Here is a 22,833-nt window from a genome sequence, read left to right on the forward strand (position 1 = left end):
CTTTCGAACACCCTGAGCACCCTGCCCATCGTTCGAAAGCTGCCGCACCCCCCTTCGCTGCCCCTTAGAACCTTTGGCACCTGGCCATTTTTGGATTCGCCATGCTCAACATCTTCACCCTGGTCAACGGTCGCCTCTTTCAGGAAGAGATCGAGTCACTGGAAGAGCTCTCACGCTTCCAGCCCATTTGGGTCGATTTGGAGTCGCCCACGCTCGAAGAAAAACGCTGGATCAAACAGTACTTCGGCCTGTCCATCCCGGAAGACGCGATGGACGAGGACATCGAGGAGTCGGCCCGCTTTTACCAAGAGGACAACGGCGAGCTGCACATCCGCTCGGACTTTTTAATCGCTCAAGAAGACCAACCCCGCACCGTGCGCTGCGCTTTCATCCTGAACCAGCACAACGCAGAGCTCAAAAGCCAGGGCGTGCTGTTTTCCATCCACGACGAAGACGTGCCTGTTTTCCGCTTGCTGCGCATGCGCGCTCGACGCGCACCTGGCCTCATCGAAGACGCCAAGGATGTGCTGCTCAAGCTCTTTGACGCCGACGCCGAGTACTCGGCCGACACACTCGAAGGCATTTACGACCAACTGGAGACAGCGGGCAAAAAAGTGCTGTCTGGCGATGTGACAGACGCCATGGCCGGTGAAGTGCTGGGTGCCATTGCCCGCCAGGAAGACTTGAACGGCCGCATCCGCCGAAACGCCATGGACACGCGCCGCGCCGTGAGCTTCATGATGCGCTCCAAAATGCTCAACGCCGAGCAGTTCGAAGAAGCCCGCCAAATCCTGCGCGATATCGATTCGCTCGATTCGCACACCGCTTTTTTGTTCGACAAAATCAACTTCTTGATGGACGCCACCGTCGGTTTCATCAACATCAACCAGAACAAGATCATCAAGATCTTCTCGGTGGCCAGCGTAGCATTGCTGCCGCCCACCCTGATCGCCAGCCTGTACGGCATGAACTTCCAGTACATGCCCGAACTGTCGCAAAAGTGGGGTTACCCCTTTGCTTTGAGCCTCATGATCGCCAGTGCGGTGGTGCCCATGTGGTACTTCCGTCGCCGGGGCTGGCTCAAGTAAGGCGCAGCTTTAGCCCAGTGCGCGCTGGCTCAGCCACTGTGACACGATGGCCAGGCTGTAGCGGCTGGCCACCTCGCGGATGAAGCGCTGAAAGTCGGTGTGCGCAGCATCATCCGCCCGGTCAGAGATGGTGCGCACCGCCGCAAAGGGAACACCGTAATCGTGGCACACCTGTGCCACCGCAGCGCCCTCCATCTCCACCGCCAAAGCCTCGGGCAATGCTTGTCGCAGCGCATGGCTTTCGTCAGAGGTCGAGACAAAACGGTCGCCACTGAGGATCAGGCCTTGGTGCACCTTGGGGGCATGCAGTTGGAACTCGGCCAAGGTGCTCGCCCCCAGGTGCAGCGCGGCATTGGCCAACACCTGTTCGCTGGCCTTTGCCAGTTGGACCGCCAAATCGGCATCGGCCGCAAAACGGGCACGGCCGTACAGCGGTACCTCATGACGCGGAAACAGTGGCGAAGCGTCCATGTCGTGCTGCACCAAGCCATCGGCCACCACCACATCGCCCACCCGCACCCCGCAGCCCAGGCCGCCGGCCACACCCGTGAAAACCAGGGTATCGACCCCAAAGCGCTCCAGCAGCACCGTGGCCGTGGTCGCTGCGGCCACCTTGCCGATGCGCGAGAGCACCGCCACCACCGAGTGGCCTTGCCAATGGCCCACCCAAAAGTCGCGACCGGCCACCTGCACCCGCTGCTCATCGGGCATCACCGCCAACACGGCCGCCAGTTCTTCGTGCATGGCGCTCATGATGCCAATCACTGCCATGGGTCACCCTTGTTCTGTGTTTAAAAAAGAAAACGGCCACCTTGGAACAGGTGGCCGCCGAACCGCGTCCGGGGCTTCAGCCCCGAAGCTGCGCCATCAAGCCTTGGCGCGCAATTCGCGTCGCAAAATTTTACCCACCGGCGTTTTGGGCAATTCATCGCGGAACTCGATCACGCGGGGCTGCTTGTAGGCGGTCATGTGCTCGCGGCAGTAAGCGATGATCTGCGCCTCTGTGAGTGCCGGGTCTTTGCGCACCACCACCAGCTTGACCGTCTCGCCGGTTTTCTCGTCCGGCACACCAATGGCTGCGCACTCCAGCACGCCCGGGCAGGCCGAAGCGACCTCCTCAACCTCGTTGGGGTAGACGTTGAAACCGCTGACCAAAATCATGTCTTTCTTGCGGTCCACGATCTTGAAGTAGCCTCGTGCATCCATGGTGCCGATGTCACCCGACTTGAAATAGCCGTCGGCGGTCATGACCTTGGCGGTTTCATCCGGGCGCTGCCAGTAACCCGCCATCACCTGCGGGCCTTTGATGGCGATTTCGCCTGGCGTGCCGTGGGTCGTGACTTCGTTGCCTTCGTCGTCGAGCAGTTTCATCCAAGTGCCAGGCAAAGGCACGCCAATCGTACCGGTGAACTCGGTGCTGGTGGTCGGGTTGCAGCTGGCCGACGGACTGGTTTCAGACAAACCATAGCCTTCACAGATCGGGCAGCCCGTTTTCTCCAGCCAAAGCTTGGCTACATTGGGCGTCACGGCCGTCCCGCCACCCAAAGACACCTTCAGATTGGACCAGTTGACGGTGCCAAAGTCCGGATGATTGGCCAAACCATTGAACAGGGTATTCACCGCCGGGAAACTGTGGAAAGTGTGCTTGGACAACTCCTTGAGCACAGCAGGCAGATCACGCGGGTTCGGGATCAGGATGGTTTTGCCGCCCATGCGCAGGCCCAGCATCATGTTCACCGTGAAAGCGAAGATGTGGTACAGCGGCAAAGCGCACACATTGGTAGGCTGCTCGCCGGCGGGTATGCGCTGCATGACGGGTGCATTCCAAGCCTCGGACTGCAGCACGTTGGCAATCACATTGCGATGCAACAGCACCGCGCCCTTGGACACGCCAGTGGTGCCACCCGTGTACTGCAGCACCGCGATGTCGTCGGCCGACAACTCAGGCTTGCGAAACGCCTGTTGACGCCCTTTGGAGAGGGCCTCGTTGTAACGGATGGCTTTGGGCAAATGGAAGGCGGGAACCATCTTCTTGACGTTGCGCACCACATAGTTAACCAGGCTGCCCTTGAGCAGGCCCAAGCGGTCTCCCATGGCGGCCAGTACCACATGCTGCACAGGGGTTTGGGCGATGCATTTTTCCAGCGTCGCCGCAAAGTTCTCGATGATCACAATGGCCTTGGCACCCGAATCCTTGAGCTGGTGCTCCAGTTCGCGGGCGGTGTAGAGGGGATTGACGTTGACCACCACCAAACCCGCACGCAAAACAGCAGCCACCGCCACCGGGTACTGCGGCACATTGGGCATCATGATGGCCACGCGATCACCCTTGTCCAACCCCAATGACTGGAAGTAGGCAGCCATGGCCAGACTTTCTTGGTCGGTCTGGGCAAAACTGATGTCCTTGCCCAAAAAACTGTAAGCAGGTCGGTCAGCGAATTGGGAAAAACTGTCTTCCAGTAAGCCCACCAAGGAGTTGTAAGCGGTGGGATCGATGTTGGCTGGAACACCCTCTGGGTAACTGTTGAGCCAAACGGGATTCAAGTTCATATCATGTTCTCCTAAGGTTCAGTCTAACTGAAATCTGACACCTGACTGACGCAAAACATCTTGGGGTTTACGCCAAAAAAAAGGGGGTGAACATCGTTCACCCCCCTGTGTCAAACAAGCGCTGAGGACTTAGGACTTCAAAGCCACCAACACCTCGTCGAGCATCTTCTTGGCGTCGCCAAACAACATGCGGTTGTTGTCTTTGTAGAAAAGCGGGTTGTCCACACCAGCGTAGCCGCTGGCCATGGAGCGCTTCATCACGATGCTGGTGCGGGCCTTCCAGACTTCAAGCACCGGCATGCCAGCGATCGGACTGGTCGGATCGTCTTGGGCGGCCGGGTTCACGATGTCGTTGGCGCCGATCACGATGGCCACGTCGGTCTCGGGGAAGTCATCGTTGAGTTCATCCATCTCGAACACGATGTCGTAAGGCACTTTGGCCTCGGCCAACAACACGTTCATGTGGCCTGGCATGCGGCCCGCCACGGGGTGGATGCCAAAGCGCACGTTCACGCCTTTTTCGCGCAGGGTGCGGGTGATCTCGAACACCGTGTGCTGGGCTTGCGCCACCGCCATGCCGTAGCCTGGCACGATGATCACGTTTTTGGCGTCGCGCAGCATCTCGGCGGTCTCTGCGGCCAAGATGGGGCTGACTTCACCTTGCGGCTCGGCCGCTTCGCCTGTGGGCTTAGGCGCTGCGGCCGTGGTGCCAAAGCCCCCAGCGATCACGCTGATGAAGCTGCGGTTCATGGCATTGCACATGATGTACGACAAAATCGCGCCGCTTGAGCCCACCAGGGCACCAATCACGATCAACAAGTCATTGGAGAGCATGAAGCCCGTGGCCGCTGCGGCCCAGCCGGAGTAGCTGTTGAGCATGGACACCACCACCGGCATGTCGGCGCCACCAATGGCCATGACCATGTGGATGCCAAACAACAAGGCGATGGCGGTCATGATGAACAAGGGCACCATGCCTTCTTCCACCGTCTGGGCGTTCATGAACTCACGGCCAAAATAAATCACCGCGATCAAACCCACCAGGTTCAGCCAGTGGCGAGCGGGCAGCAACAAGGGGCTGCCACCGATGCGGCCGGACAACTTGCCAAACGCGGCCACCGAACCCGAGAAGGTCACCGCGCCGATGAAGATGCCGATGTAGATTTCACCCGCGTGGATGGCGTGCGCCGCACCTTCCAAATTCTTGGATGCCTCGGGGTCCACATAAGTGGCGTAACCCACCAGGGCTGCGGCCATACCGACCATGCTGTGCATGAGCGCCACGAGTTCGGGCATTTGCGTCATCTGCACTTTGCGTGCAGCGTACAGACCAATGAGCGCGCCCACCAGCACCGAGCCCACGATCATGGGGATGCCCTCGGCCGTGACTTGCGGGCCAAAAATGGTGGCCAGCACGGCCAAGCTCATGCCGATCATGCCGTAGAGGTTGCCGCGCCGTGCGGTTTCCTGGTTGGACAAACCGCCCAGGCTGAGGATGAAAAGAATGGTCGCGCCGATGTAGGCGACCGTGGCCAGACTTGAGTTCATAAGTGTCTCTTTAATCAGTTGGGGACAGAGCTAAAGATCTGTCCCCAAAGTTATTTACTTTCGAAACATGGCCAGCATGCGCTGGGTGACGGCAAAGCCGCCAAACATGTTGATGGCCGTGAGCACCAAGGCCAAAGCGGCCAGGATGCCGATCAGGGTGTTGGGGCGTCCGGCAGCAGCCATGGGCGAGATCTGCACCAGCGCGCCGATGGCGATGATGGAGCTGATCGCATTGGTCACGCTCATAAGCGGGGTGTGCAGCGCGGGCTTGACGTTCCAGACCACCATGTAGCCCACAAAGCAGGCCAACACAAACACCGTGAAGTGCGACAGGAAGGCCGCTGGCGCATACGCACCCACCAGCACCAACAACACAGCAGCGACCGCCGACACGATGAGCAACTGGCCCACCGGCATGGGGCCCGAGGGCTCGCCGTGGCCGTGGCCTTTTTTGGCCACAGGGGCTGCGGCCGGCTTGGCAGCGGGTTTGGGCGCGGCAGCCAAAGGCGGCGCAGGCCAAGTGATTTCACCGTTTTTGATGACCGTCAGACCCCGGATCGCGTCGTCTTCCATGTTGACGTTGATCACGCCGTCTTTGGTCTTGCACAACTCTTCGGTCAAACGGAACAGGTTGGTGCCGTACAGCGTGGACGACTGGCGCGCCATGCGCGAAGCCAGGTCGGTGTAACCCACAATCGTCACACCGTGCTTGACCACGGCTTTACCGGGTTCGGTCAATTCGCAGTTGCCACCTTGCTCAGCGGCCATGTCCACAATGACGCTGCCGGGCTTCATGCTTTGCACCATCTCGGCGGTGATCAACTTGGGCGCGGGTTTGCCGGGAATGAGCGCGGTGGTGATGATGATGTCGCACTCTTTAGCCTGCTTGGCGTACATCTCGCGCTGCGCGGCTTGAAAGCCTTCGCTCATGACCTTGGCGTAACCGCCGCCGCCCGAGCCTTCTTCTTCGTAGTCGACTTTGACGAACTCACCGCCGAGCGACACGACCTGGTCGGCCACTTCGGCGCGGGTGTCGTTGGCGCGCACGATGGCGCCCAAGCTGGCGGCCGCGCCAATGGCGGCCAAACCGGCCACACCGGCACCGGCAATGAACACTTTGGCAGGAGGGACTTTGCCCGCGGCCGTGATCTGTCCATTAAAAAACCGACCAAACGCGTTGGCCGACTCGACCACAGCGCGGTAGCCGCTCACGCCAGCCATCGAGGTCAATGCGTCCATCTTTTGGGCGCGGCTCAATGTGCGAGGCAATGCATCAATCGACAGGGCCGTGACCTTTTTAGCCGCCAGCTGCTGCATCAAATCGGGGTTTTGGGCGGGCCACAAGAAGCCGATCAGCGTCTGGCCTTCGTGCATCAGCGCCACTTCGTCGGACGTGGGGGCGCGCACCTTGAAGACAATGTCGCTATCGCTCCACAGCGCCGCTGCGCTCGGCGCAATCGTGGCGCCCGCTTCCACATAGGCCGCATCCGACAAATCGGCGAGTTCACCCGCACCTTCTTCCACCACCACGGCAAAACCGAGTTTGACCAGCTTGGTCACCGCATCAGGGACCGTGGCCACTCGCTTTTCACCGGGGAAAATCTCTCGGGGTACGCCAATGCGCTGAGGCCTGGGGGCGTGATCGCCTGTTTGCATGAATGTCTCCTCACTCAATCCACAAAAAAAATACGGCTAATTCCAAAGCTTAACCGAAGTCAATCTATTCAAGCTCAGTGCAAGTGTTTCTTGAACGTGCTCAAGCCTTCAAAACCCAATAATATCAGTTAATACTGATATTAAGATCGAATTGGCTCCACCCAAGCACCTTGTTGGTGCCAAAGTGTTGCGGCAAGACAGTTTGGCTCGCTGGCACACCGATAATCTGGGTCATGGACACACGCTGGAAACCCAATGTCACCGTGGCCGCCATCATCGAGCGTGATGGCCGCTACCTGTTGATCGAAGAGCACACCCAAGAAGGTTTGCGACTGAACAACCCCGCTGGGCACCTGGACCCGGGCGAATCGCCCGCACAAGCTTGCGCGCGCGAAGCGCTGGAGGAGACTGCCCAGCCCTTCACGCCCAGCGCCTTGGTGGGCATTTACCTCTCGCGCTTTCAGCGGCCGGCAACCGGCGAAGACATCACCTATGTGCGCATGGCTTTTTGCGGCGACATCGGTGAACTGCAGCCCCATCTGAGCCTGGACGAAGGCATCGTGCGCACGCTTTGGATGACACCAGAAGAAGTGCGTGCCAGTGCCGAGCGCCACCGCAGCCCCTTGGTCTTGCGGTGCATCGAAGACCACCTGGCCGGTCAGCGCTTCCCGCTGGAGGTGATCCACACCGACCCGGCCGTGGCCGATTTGCCGCCCCTGTCTTCCACATGAGCCCCGATCTGCCCACACAAGCCCTGTGGCTGCTCACTGGAGCGGCCGCATTCGCTGCAGGCGTGCTCAACGCGATCGCGGGCGGCGGCAGTTTCCTCACCTTTCCCGCCTTGGTGTTTGCCGGTGTGCCCCCCTTGGCCGCCAATGCCACCAGCGCCATGGCCGTCAGCCCGGGTTACCTGGGCAGCGTGCTGGGGTTTCGCGCGGAACTGCAAACCCTGCCCCGCGCCCTGCTGCAACGCGAAGTGGCCATTGCCGCCACAGGCGGCTTGATCGGCGCAGGCTTGCTGTTGGTCACTCCGGCGCAGGTGTTCTCAGGTCTGGTGCCCTGGTTGCTGCTGCTGGCCACGGCGCTGTTTGCGGCCGGCCCCTGGCTGGCCCGTCGCAATGCAGGCTTGGGCCACCCCGCCTGGCGGCTGCCAGGCCTGATGGGCGTGGCCGTTTACGGCGGCTACTTCAACGGCGGTCTGGGCATTTTGCTGATGGCGCTGTACACATTGACGGGCGAGAGCCGTCTGAACACGGTCAACGCGCTGAAAAATCTCAACTCCTTTGTGCTGTCTTTGCTGTCTGTAGCCGCCTTTGCGGTGGCAGGTGCCATCGTCTGGCCGCAAGCGCTGTGGATGATGGCGCTGGCCACTGCTGGCGGCTGGGCCGGGGCTCGCCTGGCCAAGCGCCTGCCCGTGCGCTGGGTGCGATGGCTGGTGATCGGTACGGGCTTGGTGATGAGCGTGGTGTTTTTTGCGCGTGCAGGCTTCATGTCGTAAAGCGCTCACAACCCTGGTGAGCAGTTTGGATCCTCATTGACCGAAGCTGCCTCATTGCACTGGCACATTGACACCTGCAGCCACCTGATCCAGCAAGGCCTGCTCGGCCAAGACCTTGCCCACATAGCCGCCGTCTTCGGTCAGCTCATAGCCACCCAAGTAAAACTTGAGGCCGTCTTCGATGGAGCCACCGCGCAGCTTGATGGCATCGGCCAGGACGCCCGCGCCCACGCGTAAATTGGTAATGGGGTCAAAAGCGGCCAATTTGCCCCCGTAGGCTTCATAACGCTGGACATGGATGCCCGTCATGACCTGCATCAAACCCTGGGCTCCAGCCTGGCTTTGGACATAGGGATGAAAACTGGACTCGGTGGCCATCACGCCCAATATCAGGTGGGGTGACAACTTGTACTTTTTGCCCAACACATGGGCCTCGGCCACCAAGGCCGCCAAAGGCTCGGGCGCCACTTTGTATTTGCGCCCCAGCCAGACGGCCACGGCAGCCTGCGGTCGGGGCAGGTCTTGCAGATAGACCGCTGTGGCACGATCGGCCGCGTTCTCAGGCAACCAGGACAGCAACACTTGGCGCTCACGCAACCAGTCAAACAGCGCACCCTCTGCCTGGTGCAACCATTGGGGCTGCCACCAAAGCGCCAACACCAGGGCGGCCGCACCCAAGCCCACCATGGCCAAGCCACTGTGGGTCACGATGAACAGGCCTCGCGCCGTGTCGCGCAAGAAAGTTCGGATGGGGGTGCACCATGTGCAATGCAAGGTCATGAATGGAAACCAGTCATCCATTATAAATTTTCGCTATCCGCCGACCGGGGCGGTGTGCACGGGATAATTCGAACATGTCTCATCTTGCACGCGTAGTCGTCGGTTTGTCCGGCGGCGTCGATTCAGCCGTCACCGCCCATCTGCTCAAACAGCAGGGTCATGAGGTGGTTGGCATTTTCATGAAAAACTGGGAAGACGACGATGACAGCGAGTATTGCTCGTCCAACATCGACTTTGTCGATGCCGCTGCCGTGGCCGATGTGCTGGGCATCGAGATCGAGCATGTCAATTTTGCAGCGGATTACAAAGACCGGGTTTTTTCTGAGTTTGTGCGCGAATACCAAGCCGGACGCACCCCCAACCCGGACATCCTGTGCAATGCCGAGATCAAGTTCAAATCGTTTTTGGACCACGCCTTGCGCGTGGGGGCCGAAAAAATCGCTACAGGCCACTATGCCCGCGTGCGGCAAAACACGGTCTCGGGCTTGTTTGAACTGCTCAAGGGCCTGGACACGGGCAAAGACCAAAGCTATTTCCTGCACCGCCTGAACCAGGCACAGCTGTCCAAAACCCTGTTTCCGGTGGGCGAGTTGCACAAGACCGAAGTGCGCCGCATTGCCACAGAAATCGGTCTGCCCAACGCCAAAAAGAAAGACTCCACGGGCATCTGCTTCATTGGCGAGCGTCCTTTTCGCGAATTCCTGAACCGCTACATCTCCAAAGAGCCCGGCCCCATCAAGGACCCGTCGGGCCGCACGATTGGCCGGCATGTGGGGTTGAGCTTTTACACCTTGGGCCAGCGCCAAGGCTTGGGCATTGGCGGCATCAAAACCAAAGGCGCACAAAGAGGCGGCGGCGAACACACGCCTTGGTTTGTGGCCCGCAAGGACATCCCGAACAACACCTTATGGGTCGTGCAAGGCCACGACCACCCTTGGCTGTTGTCACCCCAGCTGCAAGCCACGGATGTGAGTTGGTGCGCAGGCCAGGCACCCGAGCCCGGAGCCTACGCTGCCAAGACACGCTACCGGCAAGCCGATGCGCCCTGCAGTTACCGCCCCTGGTCCACAGCCCAGGGACAAGCGGGCTTTGAGCTGGGCTTTTCAGAACAACAGTGGGCGGTGACCCCAGGACAAAGCGCCGTGTTGTACGACGGCGAGGTGTGTCTGGGCGGTGGCGTCATTGACAGCCGGGATACCGCCCAGACCTGAGTCGGCTGAACGTTTGTTCAGCTTTGACCCGCGCCTGTGGGTTTACACCCAAGCCTGAATCACATAGTCATAAGCAGCCTGCCCATTGGTCATGTCCACCCTCTGCAACTTGATCTTCCAGGCGCCGCCTTGCAGCACCAGGCTGTGGCGATAACTGCCACCAAAATGGCGAACCTGGTCACGGCGCATCTCCATCATCTGAAAGCGCGAATACACCTCCAGCGTGGTGGGTGTGGCCGCTTCGATCACGATGTTGCCCACCAAGTGGTTGGTGCCCCATTGCGCGGCTTGCGACCAAGCGTTGGGGTGCAACAAACGGCCCATGCGCACTTCCATCAGCAAACGGTCTTCCGCAAAGATGGAGGCTTCGCGCCGCCAGTCCGTTTGCAATGGGGTTGAGGGCATCCAGTACACCCCATCCTCACTGAACAACTCTGCCCATTCACCCCATGCCTTGTTGTCCAGCAATGCCGCTTGATGGAACAGCAATTCTTCAACCTGGCGGCGCAATGCCGCATCCACGGCAATGGCTTGGGGAATGTAGCCCTGGCTGGGCATGCGCCCGCGCCCCATGTGATCGGGCGCGATGGATTCGGCGCCCGACATGGACTGGATGGCTTCGATCACCACACCCGTGCCCAGGGCCTCTTTGACTTCTTTGGGTTGCATGAATCATGACTCCTTTTCAGGCCTTGGCCGTGGGTTGAATAGCGGCGCGGATGTACGACTCCCAAGCTTTGAACTGGTTGCGCATGACCACTTCGCTGGTGCCGTTGTTGGAATAGAGCACACCATCCTTTTCGGTGTCGCCCCCGTAATTGCGGTGAAAACTCACCCACTCGCCGCCATTGGACTCCAACCCCAGTTGGCCCTTGGTCCAGTTCTCCAGGTCGTCGGCGTTGATCATGGTGGCGGGTGAATTGACCAGATTGAAGTACCACAGCGAGCGCTCGTAGATCGCCTCGGGCACACCCTTGAGCCGGAAATGCCAGATCTCGGACAGCGTCTTGTTGGGCGCTATCGGGCGCAGGCAGCGCAGCTGCTGCAGCGGCGACTGCACCGACAAATAGGGGTAAATCAGCACATGGTGGATGCTGCGCGCCAGGTACTCCTCGCCCTTTTCTTCCCCATAGGCCTGCTTGATCAAGGCCTCGTATTCGACCGTGTCCGGGTCGGTGGGGCGCAGGCCCATGTAGGCCTTCAAAATGCCATGGCCATACTTGAAGTTGACCGTCTGAACCGAGTCCCACTGGTCAAAGCTGGAGGCAAAAGTCGACAGGTAGTGGAAAAACAAGGGGGCCGAGCCTTGGTCTTTCTTGAGGCGTTGCTCCACGCGACGGGCCGAAACCCCGGTGGACTGGTGCGTGACCGAGGGGTGCAACGCGTCGAGCTGGTTCTCCATGAAGAACTTCCAATTCGAATGCTGCACCACCCGGTGGCACACCGGCACAGCCTCGACCTCGCCCACCGGTGAACGGTCGCACATGTCGTCAAACGCTATTTTTGCTTCGCCCAGAAAGTCGATCAGGCTCGGGCCTTCTTTGGAAAGACTGGCAAACACAAAGCCGCGGTAACTGTCGACACGGGCCGCAGGCACCATGCTGCAATCGGCGTCGTCGGTGTGCATGCGTGTGCCGTCGTAGCCCTTGACCAAGGGGATGGCCTTGACTTTGCCATTGAGGTGAAAACTCCAGGCGTGGTATGAGCACACAAAGCCCTTGCCGGTGTTGCCACTTTGGTTCCCGCACAACTCCACGCCCCGGTGGGGGCAGCGGTTGTAGAGCACGCGCACACTCCCGTCAGTGTCACGCACCATGACCATGGGCTGACGCCCAATCTGCATGGTGAAGTAATCCCCGACTTCTTTCACCTGTGATTCGTGGCCACAGTAGACCCAAGCTTTCTCGAAGATATGCGCCATCTCCAGATCAAACAGCGCTTGATCTGTGTAGACACTTTTATGAACACGGTCCGGTTGAACCAAGTTCGCCAAATCGATCGGTTGCATGAAAACTCCTTGGCTGACTTCAGGGTGGATGACAAGCTCCAAGTTAACAAAGCCCAAGGCCTTGACCAACAACCCATCATGCTTTTTCCATTACCATTGGTTATGGATTACCGAAAAGTTCAACTCTTTTTGGCGGCTGCCCGCCTCGGCAACCTGACCGAAGCCGCCGCCTCGCTCGAAATATCTCAACCGGCCTTGTCCAAAAGCATCAAATCGCTGGAAAAGACCCTGGGTGTTCGTTTACTCGAGAGGGGACGTTTTGGCGTCAGCGTCACCCCCTTTGGCCAGGCCTTGATGCAGCACGGGCAGGTGATCGAAGCAGAAATGCGCAATGCCATCGGCGAAATTCAAGCCATGCGCGGAGCCCAGCGCGGCCATGTGCTGATGGGCTGCGGCCCCACCGAAGCCACCCGCTTGCTGCCCTTGGCCCTGCAAGCTTTGGCCCAAAAAAACCCTGACATCCAGGTGACTGTTTTGTACGGACTCAACGAGGCCCTGATGCCCTGGGTCAAACAAGGCGAGGTGGATTTCGCCCTGTCATCGGTGCCCGTGCGCGCCACCGACAGTGACCTGACCCACGAAGCCCTGCTGAGCGAAACGGCCACGGTTGTGGCCCGCGCTGGCCACCCCCTGACACAACATAAAGTGGTCACCCCCGACATGCTCACCCAATACCCTTGGGTGCTGCCTCGACAACGCGAACTCGAACGCTTGGCGTTTGACGATTACTTTGTGGCGCATGGGCTGGAGCCGCCTTCAGCGCAGGTCGAGACCACCTCCACCGTGCTGATGAAGTCCATGGTGATGCAAAGCGACGCCCTCACCTTCATCCCAACGGAGTTGATTTACTGGGAAGTCCGTGCAGGCCAGCTCCAGCCCCTGCAAGCCACAGGCAACCAATGGGCACGGCAAGTGGGCATCACGCGCAGGCGCAAGGGCTCCATGAGTCCGGCCAGTCAGCTGCTGCTGGCAGCGGTGAAGTCAGTGGCCAAGTCGTTCTGAGTTGCTCGCCCAGTGCCACCTGCTCTGTGTCACACGCCCAAGTAACGTGTCCACAGCTGGCGGTTGTCCTTGAGGGCTTGTGAGTCACCGGCCCAAGCCACCTGACCGCGCTCCACGATCACATGGTGGTCGGCTATGTCCACCAGTCGGTTGACGTATTTATCGACCACGATCAAGGTTTGGCCCTCCTCACGCAGCAAACGCAAACAACGCCAGATTTCCTCGCGGATCAAAGGGGCCAAACCTTCGGTGGCCTCATCCAGAATCATCAGCCGCGGGTTGGTAACCAGTGCCCGGCCGATGGCCAGCATTTGCTGCTCTCCGCCCGACAACTGCGAGCCCATGTTGGCCCGACGTTCGGCCAATCTGGGGAACAGTTCGTAGACACGCTCGGGCGTCCAGGGCGTGCGGCTCTGATGGCGGTTGCTGACAAAAGCCGTCAAGTGCTCGTCCACCGATAAATTGGGGAACACTTGGCGCCCCTCTGGCACCACCGCCAAGCCCAGGCGGGCGACCCGGTCGGCGGTCTGGTTGGTGATGTCGCGGCCATCGAACACCACCTGCCCAGACTGAACCGATTTGAGCCCCAAAATGCTGCGAATCAAAGTCGTCTTGCCCATGCCATTGCGGCCCAGCAAGCCCATGACCTCACCCGGCTGCAGGCTCAGATCCATGCCAAACAGGACCTGGCTTTCACCGTAAGCGGACTGAACATCGCGCACTTGCAACAAGCTCATGCGTGTTCCTCCCCCAGATAGGCCGCAATCACCTGCGGGTTGTGCCTGATCGCCTCTGGCGCTCCGGTGGCAATCAAAGCGCCGTTGACCAAAACCGAAATGCGGTCGGCCAGTCTGAACACCGCGTCCATGTCGTGCTCAATCAACAAAATCGCCACTTGGCTGCGCAGCTGCTGGATCAGCTCCACGATGCGTTCGGACTCCACCGGCCCGGCACCGGCCATGGGCTCGTCAAGCAACAACAACTTGGGCCGGGTGGCCACAGCCAAGCCCAACTCCAAAACCCGCTGCTCGCCGTGTGACAGTTCACTGGCTGGGGCATGCGCTCGGTCCTGTAAACCCAAATCCTGCAGCACGGCCATGGCCTGGTCCGTCAAAGCTTTTTCTGAACGCACTGGACGCCAGAAAGAAAAGCTGTGCCCGCTGCGGGCCTGCACGGACAAGGCCACGTTGTCCAGCACCGTGAAGGACTTGAACAAACGCGTGATCTGAAACGAGCGGGCCAAGCCGCGACGCACACGCTCGTGTGTGGGTAAGGCCGTGACGTCCTCGCCAGCAAAAACAATCTGTCCACTGTCACTGGGAAGATGACCTGACAACTGCGCCACCAGACTGGTCTTGCCTGCACCATTGGGGCCAATGAGCGCGTGAATTTCTCCCGGCTGCACGTCGAGGGTGACATGGTCAGTCGCCCGCAAGGCCCCAAACTGTTTGACCAAGTCATTGACCTGAAGCAAGGCACCGGCGCTCATGTGTGCCCTCCTTGGCTGGCGGCCTTGCGGCTGAGCAAACCAGCCAGACCCTTGGGGGCCAACAAAACCACAGCAAGCAGGAACCAGCCCACATAAAACTGCCAATGCACGGTGTACTCGGCCAGCACATCTTCCACAATCAGCAACACCAAAGCGCCCCAAAGCCCGCCCGTGAGCGTGCCCACACCGCCCAAAATGACCATGACCATCAAGATGCCCGATTGAGTCCAATGCATCAAATTTGGGCTGACGTAGTTTTGGTGGTTGACCATCAAGGCTCCAGCCAAGCCACCCAGAGTACCGGCAATGACAAACAACACCCACTTATAGCGGTAAGAGGCAAAGCCGATGGCATCAACGCGTACATCGTCATCGCGTATCGCCAAAATCACACGACCAAATCGCGAGGCCATGATGCGAGAAATGAGCACCAAGCTCAGCACCAGCACAAACAGGACCACGAAGTAAAAAGTCACATCGTTTTTCAGGTCCAGGCCCCAACCAAAGTCAGAGCGCTGCTTGATGTTCAAGCCCTCGTCTCCCCCATAGGCTTTGATGGAATTGACCAGGTAATAAATCATCTGGGCAAAAGCCAGGGTGATCATAATGAAATAAACACCCCGTGTGCGCAGCGAAATGGCACCGATGATGGCAGCCACCAACGCCGACAAACCCATGGCGATGGCGAAACCCACCCAGCCATTGGTGAAGCCTTCGGTGATCAAAATGCCCACCGTGTACGCCCCGATCCCCAAAAAGGCCGCATGCCCAAATGACACCAAGCCCCCGTAACCCAAAATCAGGTTCAGGCTGCACGCGGCAAGGCCGTAAATCATCATGCGGCTGAGCATGCTGACGTAAAAATCCATGTCCTGCGCATGCAGGACCAAAGGCAGAGCGATGGCCACCGCCAGCACAATCGCCCAAACCCAGACCGGTGTTTTGTGGTTCATGACAAGCCTGCTTCAACGACCGGAAAAAAGTCCCTGCGGACGGACAAACAGCACAACAGCCATCAGCAAATAGACCGCGATCGAGGCCACCGCAGGCCCAGCGGCGCTGGCAAACTGAGGCGAGAAAATTTCGCGAAAGAGCAACGGCAACAAAGTGCGGCCCAACGTGTCCACAAAGCCCACCAAAATGGCCCCCACAAATGCCCCCCAGACCGAGCCGATTCCCCCGATCACGATGACCACAAAAGCCAGGATCAGGATGTTCTCACCCATGCCCACCTGCACCGCCAACAGCGGCCCCAGCATGGCGCCCGCCACAGCGCACAAGGCAGCGCCAATGCCAAACACCCCGGTGAACAAATGACGGATGTTGATGCCCATGGCCATGGCCATCTCGCGATTCGATGCCCCGGCGCGGACCCAGGCGCCCATGCGTGTGCGAGTGACCAGCAAATACAAGAGCAAGGCAATGCCCAGCCCCACGGCAATGATGACCAAGCGGTAACTGGGATAAAGCAAACCAGGCACCAACTCGACCGGACCGGTCAGACCGGGTGGTGCCGACAAAGCCAGGTCAGAGCCCCAGATCATGCGCACAGATTCGTTGATGATCAAAATCAGGGCAAATGTGGCCAACACCTGTGAGAGGTGGTCGCGGGCGTAAAGCGTTCGCAGCAGCGTCGCCTCCAGAACCATGCCCACCACCGCCGTGAGCAGCACGGCCAAGAACACACCCAGCCAAAAGGACTGCGTCATCTGAACCAACCAGGCCGTGATAAACGCCCCCACCATATAAAGGGCGCCGTGGGCCAGGTTGATCATGTCCATGATGCCAAAAACCAGCGTCAGCCCGGAGGCCAGCAGGAACAACATCAAACCGAACTGCAGGCCATTCAAGGCCTGCTCCAACATCAAAATACCAGTCATGAAATAACGCGAACGTTCCTTACTTCATGGGGCAATCTTTGACATAGGCATCGCCATGGTTGGTCAAAATGGGTTGTCCAACAATGCGGTTCACCAATCGGCCTTGGCCATCCTTGACAATCTCACGCAGGTAATAGTTCTGGATCGGGTACTGGTTGGTGTTGAATCGGAAATCACCGCGCACCGAATTGAACTTGACCGTCTTGAGCGTTTTGATCATCGCCTCTTTGTCTTCGATCTTGCCGTTGGCCGCACGCACAGCGGCATCAATCAACAAAGCGGTGTCGTAGCCTTGGGCTGCGTACAAAGTCGGCAGGCGCTTGTATTCCTTCTCGAACTCGGCCACAAATTTCTTGTTGGCTTCGTTGGGCAAGTCCATGGCCCAGTGCGACGTGTCAAACACACCCAACATGTCGTTGCCCACAGCCCGGATCACGTCCTGGTCGGCGCCAAAACCGGGCTGAATCAAGCGGGTGTCCTTGTTCAGACCAGCGGCCATGAACTGCTTGATGAAATTGATGCCCATGCCCCCAGGCAGGAACGTATAGACCACTTCGGGCTTGGCGGCGCGGATCTCGGCCAATTCGGCCGAATAATCGAGTTGCCCCAGCTTGGTATAGACCTCGCCTGAGACACTGCCTTTGTAAAAACGTTTGAAACCCGCCAAGGAGTCCTTGCCAGCTTGATAGTTGGGTGCCAGCAGGTAAGCCGACTTGACCTTCAAGTTGGTGGCGTACTGACCAGCAGCCTCATGGTAGGCATCGTTGGGCCAAGACACCGCAAAGAAGTAGGGGGTGCACTGCGCACCCGCGATGGGCGAAGGTGCGGCATTGGGGCTGAGGTAAATGGTTTTACCGTTCACCGCCTCGGGCAAACCGGCCAACATGATGTTGGAAAACACCACACCCGTCAGAAAGTCCACCTTGTCGCGCTTGACGTAACGCTCAAACAGTTGCTTGCCCACATCGGGTTTAAATTGGTCATCCGAGATCGACACATCCGCTGGCAGGCCACCGAGTTTGCCGCCATTGAGTTTCACGGCCAGCATGAAGGCATCCCGAATGTCGACGCCCAAAGCGGCCGAAGGACCGGACAGGGTGCTGACAAAACCGATTTTGACTTTATCTGCAGCCCAGGCAGGGGTGCTGGCCAAGGCCGCCAAAACAGAGGCCGTCAACAAACTTTTGATCACCGGATAACGCATGAATGACTCCTGGCAAAACCATCAAAAAAAGAAAAAGTCCCCTAACCGAGGGCTTTCTTGATTCTGTGCCGGAATTCACCCCTACATAAATGGGGGTTTACCCTTTTGCTTCACTCCCCGCCCAGCTCCAAGCGGTTGGGTTGGCGTTTTTCGATGGCAAAGCGCAGCAAAGCCGCTGTGCGGAAAACACCGTGTGCAAACTTGCCGTAGGGCAAGGTCAAGAACAAAGCCATCAACGCACCCAAGTGCACCGCCAACATCAAAGGCATGGCCGCCGTTGCGCCCAGCAGCCACAGCAGCAAACCCGTCACGCTGACCAGGAACAACAGATGGCGAAATCGTGCGGCGGCGCGTATTGGCAGGCATGCAGGAAGGCAAGCGCCGCAGTTGTGACACAGATTGGCCATGTAGTGGATGTCGGCCTTACCAAACTCCAGCCGCCGCGTCATGACCGGGAACACCGCACAAAAACCCGCGCAGTAGCGGCAGCCGTTGCAGATTTGCATCTGCCGGGCCAATTCGGCATCGGGCGCGGTTATCTCACCGCGTGCGAGTGCACGGGCATCGCGCGTCAAGGCTTCAAGCGTTTGCATGAGGCGCTCCTTCCTTTTGGGCTTGAACGGCTTTGGTCGCCTGCTCACCTGCAATGCGGCCAAAGGCCGTGCCAATCGTCATGTTCACCCCGACGGTGTATCCCTTGCCCAGCACATTGACCGCCATCATTTCACCCGCCACAAACAGGTTGGGGCTGGGCTGGTTGTTGAAGCGCACAGCAGTGGTCTCATCGGTTTTTAATCCCAAATAGGTGAAAGTCACGCCAGGCCTGACGGCATAGGCGCAACAAGGCGCGGTGTCCAGCGGCCTGGCCCAGTGGTTTTTGACGGGTATGACCCCTTCGGTGTGGCAGTCGTCCAACGCCGTGTGGTCAAACGTGCCTTCGCGGCAAGCGGCGTTGTAATCGTTCAGGGTTTGCATGAAGGTCGCTTCATCCAAGCCAAGCTTGCGGGCCAGCTCGGGCAGACTCTTGGCCTGCGTGCCCTCAAACACTGGCGGCATGAAGCGGCCCACCGCCTTGGCATCGATGATGGAATACGCCACCTGCCCCGGCTGTTGCGCCACCAAACGGCCCCAGATCGCGTAGCGCTTGGGCCAGAAGTCTTTACCCTCGTCGTAAAAACGTCGCGCCTCGCGGTTGACCACCAAGCCCAAAGACATGCAGTCAATGCGGGTACAAATGCCGCCGTCGTACAAGGGCGCTCGAGCGTCAATCGCCACCATGTGCGCCTGCGTCGGATCGTCGATGCGATCAGCCCCCTGTTCCAGCAAGTGCGGGCGGTCATGCATTCGCGCCGCACACTGCCATCGGGCAGCTTGTGCATGACCGAAGCGGCCACAAAACGGTCCCCGTCCAATTCAGGGGCTGCTCTTTGAGTTGGGCCATGCGCAAAGCCGTCGGCACGCCAGGCTTGATGGCGTGCCGTGCACTGATCAGGAAAATATCCTCCTCAATCAGCGGCAGCACACTCCAGCGCCTAGCTGCCTGCAAGGATTGGCCACCCGCCATCGGCAAATCAAACAGCACCGCCAAATCCAGCTGCCGTGCATTGAGCATGGTCGACAAATGGCCCGACAAACTCTCGACCATGTGCAGGCGCACATCCGGATAGCGCTCTCGAATGGCCTGCATCAAGGGCAAACCTAAAACCGCCGCCGTGGTGGGGGCCAGGCCCACGCTCGCTGTGCCCGTCAAGCGAGCCTGCTGAGCAGCTCGTATGGCCTGCTCCGCATGGCGCAGCGTGAACTGCGCCTTTGTGAAAAAAGCCACGCCTGCCTCAGTGGGCGTCACGCCTTGGGCGGCGTTGCAAAAGGCGAGTGCACAACTCGCCTTCCAAACGGGTGATTTGCTGGCTCAAGGCAGACTGCACCAGGTTCAAATCCAACGCGGCGCGGCTGATACTGCCCAGCTCCACCACCCGCACAAAATAACGCAGTTGCCTCAGTTCCATGGTGTCAGCCGCCTGCGGTTTGAGTTGGGTCTGCACCCACATTGGGCAACGGTGCAGGCCCTTCGGGCTGCAACAGCCGCCCCTGAATCAAGCCGCGTAAGGTCGCCAGCAACAAAGTGCCAATGACCCCCGTAACGCACCAGAGCCAAACCCCGGCCAGCCAGTGCGCCAGGCCAGGCGCTGGCGTCAAGTGCAAGCCCAGCGCCGCCGAGGCCGCCAAGGGAAAAGACATCCCCCAAAAAGGCATGCCAAAAGGTTGCTGCAGGCAGCGCTTGAGCACTGTGAAAGACAGCGCCGTGAAAAACAAAGCCACGCCCGACAACATGTGCACCACCAAGTCAGGTGCACCCAAGGCATGTCCCGACAAGGCCAGCACCGAAGGCGGCGCGATCATGATGAAAGTGGTCGGCAACAGCCGCTGCGGCCACAAGCCCCACATGCCAATGCGCACCCAAACCAGCGCCAAGGCCACCGGCCAGAGTACCGCCGCCAGCCCGTATTGCGCAGCCGCCCACACCGGGTGCCCCAAGCTTGTTCCAGCCAGTGCGGGCAACACATTACCCACCACAGGAATGAACAAGGCGGGGGTGATCGCCGGCCAAAAATCCTGCCCTGTCAGACCCGGCTGCAGCCAACGCCCAACCACACCCAAAGTGGCCAGCAACAAACCCGTTGCGCCCAGCATCCACAACGCATCGGCCCACAGGCTGTAACCCTGGTGCACCACCCACACCGTGGGCAATAACACCAACGAGGACGGGAGTGCCGCCACAAACACATGCCTCAGAGGATGCCGCGCGTCCGCCAGCAAATCCGCCGGGTGCCGCACCAGCCGCCACACCTGGCCCAGCAACAACAGCAACAACACCCCCGCAGCCACAACGCCCAGCCCCTGCGACACCTGCAGCGCCACAGACCCCGAATGGGGCACGGCACGCGCCCAGGCCAGCGACAAACCGCACAGGCCCATGACCATGGCAAACCAGGCAAAACCCAGGTGCTGCACGGAGGATGCGGGCGCTTGTTCGGTCATAGGCAAATCGGGTCGTTAAAAAACCCGTGGGGTGAGCCACGGGTTGGGGCTTGGAACTGCGTCCGGATTTAGAAGGGGATGTCGTCGTCCATGTCGTCAAAGTTGCTGGCTGCTGGTTTGGGCGCAGCGGCCGGGCGCTGAGCGGGCGCAGCCGCTGGTCGCGCAGGAGCCTGGCGAGGCGCATACCCGCCACCGCCACCACCGCTGCCGCCATCTTCGGACGGTCCGCCCATACCTTGGCGGCTGCCCAGCATCTGCATGCTGTCGGCGCGGATGTCGGTGGCGTACTTTTCAACGCCGTTTTTGTCGGTGTACTTGCGGGTGCGCAAGCTGCCTTCCACATACACCTGGCTGCCTTTGCGCAGGTACTGGCCAGCAATCTCGGCGAGCTTGGCAAAAAAGCTGATGCTGTGCCACTCGGTGGCCTCGCGCATCTCGCCCGTGGCCTTGTCCTTGTAACGGTCGGTGGTGGCCACGCGGATGCTGGTGACCGCATCGCCCGAGGGCAGGTAGCGGGTTTCGGGGTCGGCACCCAAGTTGCCGACGATGATGACTTTGTTGACGGATGCCATGAAAACTCCTCGATAGATCCACCAATTATGGGGCCATTCCGGCTCGTTCAGGGCTGATGGCGAACCCTGCCCCGCCCCTCAGGCCGCCTGGCCAACGGGGGCAGCACGACCGGGCGTTTGCATGGGCCAGGCCACCCACAGCCACACCAGCAAGGCCAGGCCGCAACACAAAAACAGCACCGGGCTGCCCCAGGACTTGACCAGCCAGCCGCCCAAAAGCCCACCGGCAAAAAAACCCAGCGATTGCAGTGTGTTGTAGACCCCCATGGCCGTGCCGCGCATGGCCCGGGGCGCGATGCGCGAAGCCAGACTCGGCTGCGTCGCCTCCAGGGCATTGAAGCCGCAGAAAAACACCAGCAGCAGCAACGCCATCGCGCTCAGGCTGGTGGTGCCGGCCGACTGCACCAGCAAACCCGCCTCCACCAACGCCATCAAAGCAATCGATAAGAGAAAAACTTTCTTCAGGTGTCCACGGCGCTCCATAGCGAACACCACACCCAAAAACAAAAACGACAGCAACACCGCCGGCAGATACACCTGCCAGTGCTGCGCCGTCTGCAAACCCGCCTGCACCAGCAAGGCCGGCACCGACACCCACATGGCCAGCTGCACCGCGTGCAAGACAAACACACCCACATTCAGGCGCATCAGGTCGGCGTGGGCCAACACATCACGCAGTCGCCCGCGGCCCTGCCCCAGCATCGGCTCTGGCGCAGGGGGTGCCCCCCAAATGACCACCCCCACACCCAACAGGGCCAGCACACCCGTGAGCCAAAACAGGCCGGACAAACCAATCCAGGCCGTGAGCAAGGGCGACACCACCAAGGACAGCGCGAACATCAAACCGATGCTGCCACCCACCAAGGCCATGGCTTTGGTGCGTACCTCGTCCCGCGTCAGGTCGGCCAACAAGGCCGTCACCGCCGCAGACACCGCCCCCGCCCCCTGCAGGCTGCGCCCAATCAGCAAACCGGTCAAGTCGGTGGCCGCTGCCGCCCAAAAGCTGCCCAAGGCAAAGATGACCAAGCCCAGCACAATGACGCGCTTGCGCCCCAAGCGGTCCGAGGCCACGCCAAAGGGCAATTGCAGCAAGCCCTGCGTCAGGCCATAAATGCCCATGGCCAGGCCCAGCCACACCGGGTCTTCACCTCCAGGGTAGCGGCGCGCCTCCAGGGCAAAAACGGGTAAAACCAAAAACAAACCCAGCATGCGCAGCGAAAAAATGCTGGCCAGCGAGGCGCTGGCACGGCGCTCGATGGGCGTCATGCGCAAAGCGTCAGCAGCGGAATAAGTTGAAGTATCGGCCAC

Annotated in this window: 21 protein-coding genes and 3 pseudogenes; 5 read left to right on the plus strand and 19 right to left on the minus strand. The window is 59.8% G+C overall.

Going from position 1 to position 22,833, the window contains the following annotated elements:
- The first annotated feature begins 101 nt into the window (after positions 1–101).
- Complete coding sequence (gene corA, locus B9Z50_RS02655) at positions 102–1,088, plus strand: magnesium/cobalt transporter CorA (RefSeq protein ID WP_108362108.1); 987 nt, start codon at positions 102–104, stop codon at positions 1,086–1,088.
- Positions 1,089–1,097: 9 nt separating this feature from the next.
- Here the strand turns inward: corA and B9Z50_RS02660 are convergent, their stop codons facing one another.
- From B9Z50_RS02660 to B9Z50_RS02675, 4 genes are all read right to left on the minus strand, one after another.
- Positions 1,098–1,859 carry a 5'-methylthioadenosine/adenosylhomocysteine nucleosidase gene (locus B9Z50_RS02660; protein ID WP_108362109.1) on the minus strand — a complete coding sequence of 254 codons (762 nt, stop codon included), beginning with the start codon at positions 1,857–1,859 and terminating at the stop codon, positions 1,098–1,100.
- Positions 1,860–1,955: 96 nt separating this feature from the next.
- On the minus strand, positions 1,956–3,638 hold the full coding sequence (locus B9Z50_RS02665) for a long-chain-fatty-acid--CoA ligase (RefSeq protein WP_108362110.1): 1,683 nt from the start codon (positions 3,636–3,638) through the stop codon (positions 1,956–1,958).
- A 129-nt stretch (positions 3,639–3,767) separates the two neighbouring features.
- The gene (pntB, locus tag B9Z50_RS02670) at positions 3,768–5,186 is read right to left on the minus strand and encodes a Re/Si-specific NAD(P)(+) transhydrogenase subunit beta (protein WP_108362111.1); all 1,419 of its coding nucleotides are present in this window, start codon (positions 5,184–5,186) and stop codon (positions 3,768–3,770) included.
- Positions 5,187–5,240: 54 nt separating this feature from the next.
- The gene (locus B9Z50_RS02675; protein ID WP_108362112.1) at positions 5,241–6,842 is read right to left on the minus strand and encodes a Re/Si-specific NAD(P)(+) transhydrogenase subunit alpha; all 1,602 of its coding nucleotides are present in this window, start codon (positions 6,840–6,842) and stop codon (positions 5,241–5,243) included.
- A 233-nt stretch (positions 6,843–7,075) separates the two neighbouring features.
- On the opposite strand from B9Z50_RS02675, the gene B9Z50_RS02680 reads away from it, so the two are divergent.
- Both B9Z50_RS02680 and B9Z50_RS02685 read left to right on the plus strand, forming a co-directional pair.
- Positions 7,076–7,573, plus strand: a complete 498-nt coding sequence (locus B9Z50_RS02680; protein WP_108362113.1) for an NUDIX hydrolase — start codon at positions 7,076–7,078, stop codon at positions 7,571–7,573.
- Positions 7,570–8,340 (plus strand): sulfite exporter TauE/SafE family protein, encoded by a 771-nt coding sequence (locus tag B9Z50_RS02685; protein WP_108362114.1) that lies wholly within the window; start codon positions 7,570–7,572, stop codon positions 8,338–8,340. Before B9Z50_RS02680 ends, B9Z50_RS02685 begins: the two co-directional genes overlap by 4 nt.
- A gap of 51 nt (positions 8,341–8,391) precedes the next feature.
- Here B9Z50_RS02685 and B9Z50_RS02690 read toward each other — a convergent pair whose 3' ends face one another.
- Positions 8,392–9,120, minus strand: coding sequence for a transglycosylase SLT domain-containing protein (locus tag B9Z50_RS02690; protein ID WP_108362527.1), 729 nt, complete (start codon positions 9,118–9,120; stop codon positions 8,392–8,394).
- 74 nt (positions 9,121–9,194) lie between these two features.
- On the opposite strand from B9Z50_RS02690, the gene mnmA reads away from it, so the two are divergent.
- Positions 9,195–10,331: a tRNA 2-thiouridine(34) synthase MnmA gene (mnmA, locus tag B9Z50_RS02695; protein ID WP_108362115.1), complete on the plus strand. Its 1,137-nt coding sequence runs from the start codon at positions 9,195–9,197 to the stop codon at positions 10,329–10,331.
- 42 nt (positions 10,332–10,373) lie between these two features.
- Here the strand turns inward: mnmA and B9Z50_RS02700 are convergent, their stop codons facing one another.
- Together B9Z50_RS02700 and B9Z50_RS02705 are read right to left on the minus strand one after the other, a co-directional pair.
- On the minus strand, positions 10,374–11,000 hold the full coding sequence (locus tag B9Z50_RS02700) for an aromatic-ring-hydroxylating dioxygenase subunit beta (protein ID WP_108362116.1): 627 nt from the start codon (positions 10,998–11,000) through the stop codon (positions 10,374–10,376).
- 16 nt (positions 11,001–11,016) lie between these two features.
- Positions 11,017–12,339 carry a Rieske 2Fe-2S domain-containing protein gene (locus B9Z50_RS02705; protein ID WP_146183146.1) on the minus strand — a complete coding sequence of 441 codons (1,323 nt, stop codon included), beginning with the start codon at positions 12,337–12,339 and terminating at the stop codon, positions 11,017–11,019.
- A 102-nt stretch (positions 12,340–12,441) separates the two neighbouring features.
- On the opposite strand from B9Z50_RS02705, the gene B9Z50_RS17385 reads away from it, so the two are divergent.
- Positions 12,442–13,341, plus strand: coding sequence for a LysR family transcriptional regulator (locus B9Z50_RS17385; protein WP_158270617.1), 900 nt, complete (start codon positions 12,442–12,444; stop codon positions 13,339–13,341).
- A 29-nt stretch (positions 13,342–13,370) separates the two neighbouring features.
- On the opposite strand, the gene B9Z50_RS02720 is transcribed toward B9Z50_RS17385, so the two are convergent.
- From B9Z50_RS02720 to B9Z50_RS02775, 12 genes and pseudogenes are all read right to left on the minus strand, one after another.
- Entirely contained in the window at positions 13,371–14,072 is a 702-nt protein-coding gene (locus B9Z50_RS02720; protein WP_108362529.1) for an ABC transporter ATP-binding protein, read from the minus strand.
- A gap of 2 nt (positions 14,073–14,074) precedes the next feature.
- Positions 14,075–14,830, minus strand: coding sequence for an ABC transporter ATP-binding protein (locus tag B9Z50_RS02725; RefSeq protein WP_108362118.1), 756 nt, complete (start codon positions 14,828–14,830; stop codon positions 14,075–14,077).
- Positions 14,827–15,783: a branched-chain amino acid ABC transporter permease gene (locus tag B9Z50_RS02730; RefSeq protein ID WP_108362119.1), complete on the minus strand. Its 957-nt coding sequence runs from the start codon at positions 15,781–15,783 to the stop codon at positions 14,827–14,829. Before B9Z50_RS02730 ends, B9Z50_RS02725 begins: the two co-directional genes overlap by 4 nt.
- Before the next feature lie 12 nt (positions 15,784–15,795).
- Positions 15,796–16,710: a branched-chain amino acid ABC transporter permease gene (locus B9Z50_RS02735; RefSeq protein ID WP_108362120.1), complete on the minus strand. Its 915-nt coding sequence runs from the start codon at positions 16,708–16,710 to the stop codon at positions 15,796–15,798.
- Between the two features lie 19 nt (positions 16,711–16,729).
- The gene (locus B9Z50_RS02740; RefSeq protein WP_108362121.1) at positions 16,730–17,914 is read right to left on the minus strand and encodes an ABC transporter substrate-binding protein; all 1,185 of its coding nucleotides are present in this window, start codon (positions 17,912–17,914) and stop codon (positions 16,730–16,732) included.
- Between the two features lie 110 nt (positions 17,915–18,024).
- A complete protein-coding gene (locus tag B9Z50_RS18130; RefSeq protein ID WP_108362122.1) occupies positions 18,025–18,240 on the minus strand; it encodes a hypothetical protein in 216 nt (71 codons plus the stop codon).
- Positions 18,241–18,242: 2 nt separating this feature from the next.
- A pseudogene (gene tcuB / locus B9Z50_RS18135) lies at positions 18,243–18,507 on the minus strand (tricarballylate utilization protein TcuB); the annotation flags it as partial.
- Positions 18,494–19,240 (minus strand): annotated as a pseudogene (gene tcuA, locus B9Z50_RS02755) (FAD-dependent tricarballylate dehydrogenase TcuA); the annotation flags it as partial. The pseudogenes tcuA and tcuB, both read right to left, overlap by 14 nt.
- Positions 19,241–19,328: 88 nt before the next feature.
- Positions 19,329–19,920, minus strand: a pseudogene (locus B9Z50_RS02760) (LysR family transcriptional regulator); the annotation flags it as partial.
- A 4-nt stretch (positions 19,921–19,924) separates the two neighbouring features.
- Positions 19,925–20,953 (minus strand): C4-dicarboxylate ABC transporter, encoded by a 1,029-nt coding sequence (locus B9Z50_RS02765; protein WP_108362123.1) that lies wholly within the window; start codon positions 20,951–20,953, stop codon positions 19,925–19,927.
- Positions 20,954–21,021: 68 nt separating this feature from the next.
- Positions 21,022–21,525, minus strand: coding sequence for a single-stranded DNA-binding protein (gene ssb, locus B9Z50_RS02770; protein ID WP_108362124.1), 504 nt, complete (start codon positions 21,523–21,525; stop codon positions 21,022–21,024).
- Between the two features lie 78 nt (positions 21,526–21,603).
- Positions 21,604–22,791: an MFS transporter gene (locus B9Z50_RS02775; protein ID WP_108362530.1), complete on the minus strand. Its 1,188-nt coding sequence runs from the start codon at positions 22,789–22,791 to the stop codon at positions 21,604–21,606.
- Positions 22,792–22,833 lie beyond the last annotated feature (42 nt).

It is taken from the genome of Limnohabitans sp. Bal53 (assembly GCF_003063355.1).
GTDB lineage: Bacteria > Pseudomonadota > Gammaproteobacteria > Burkholderiales > Burkholderiaceae_C > Limnohabitans_A.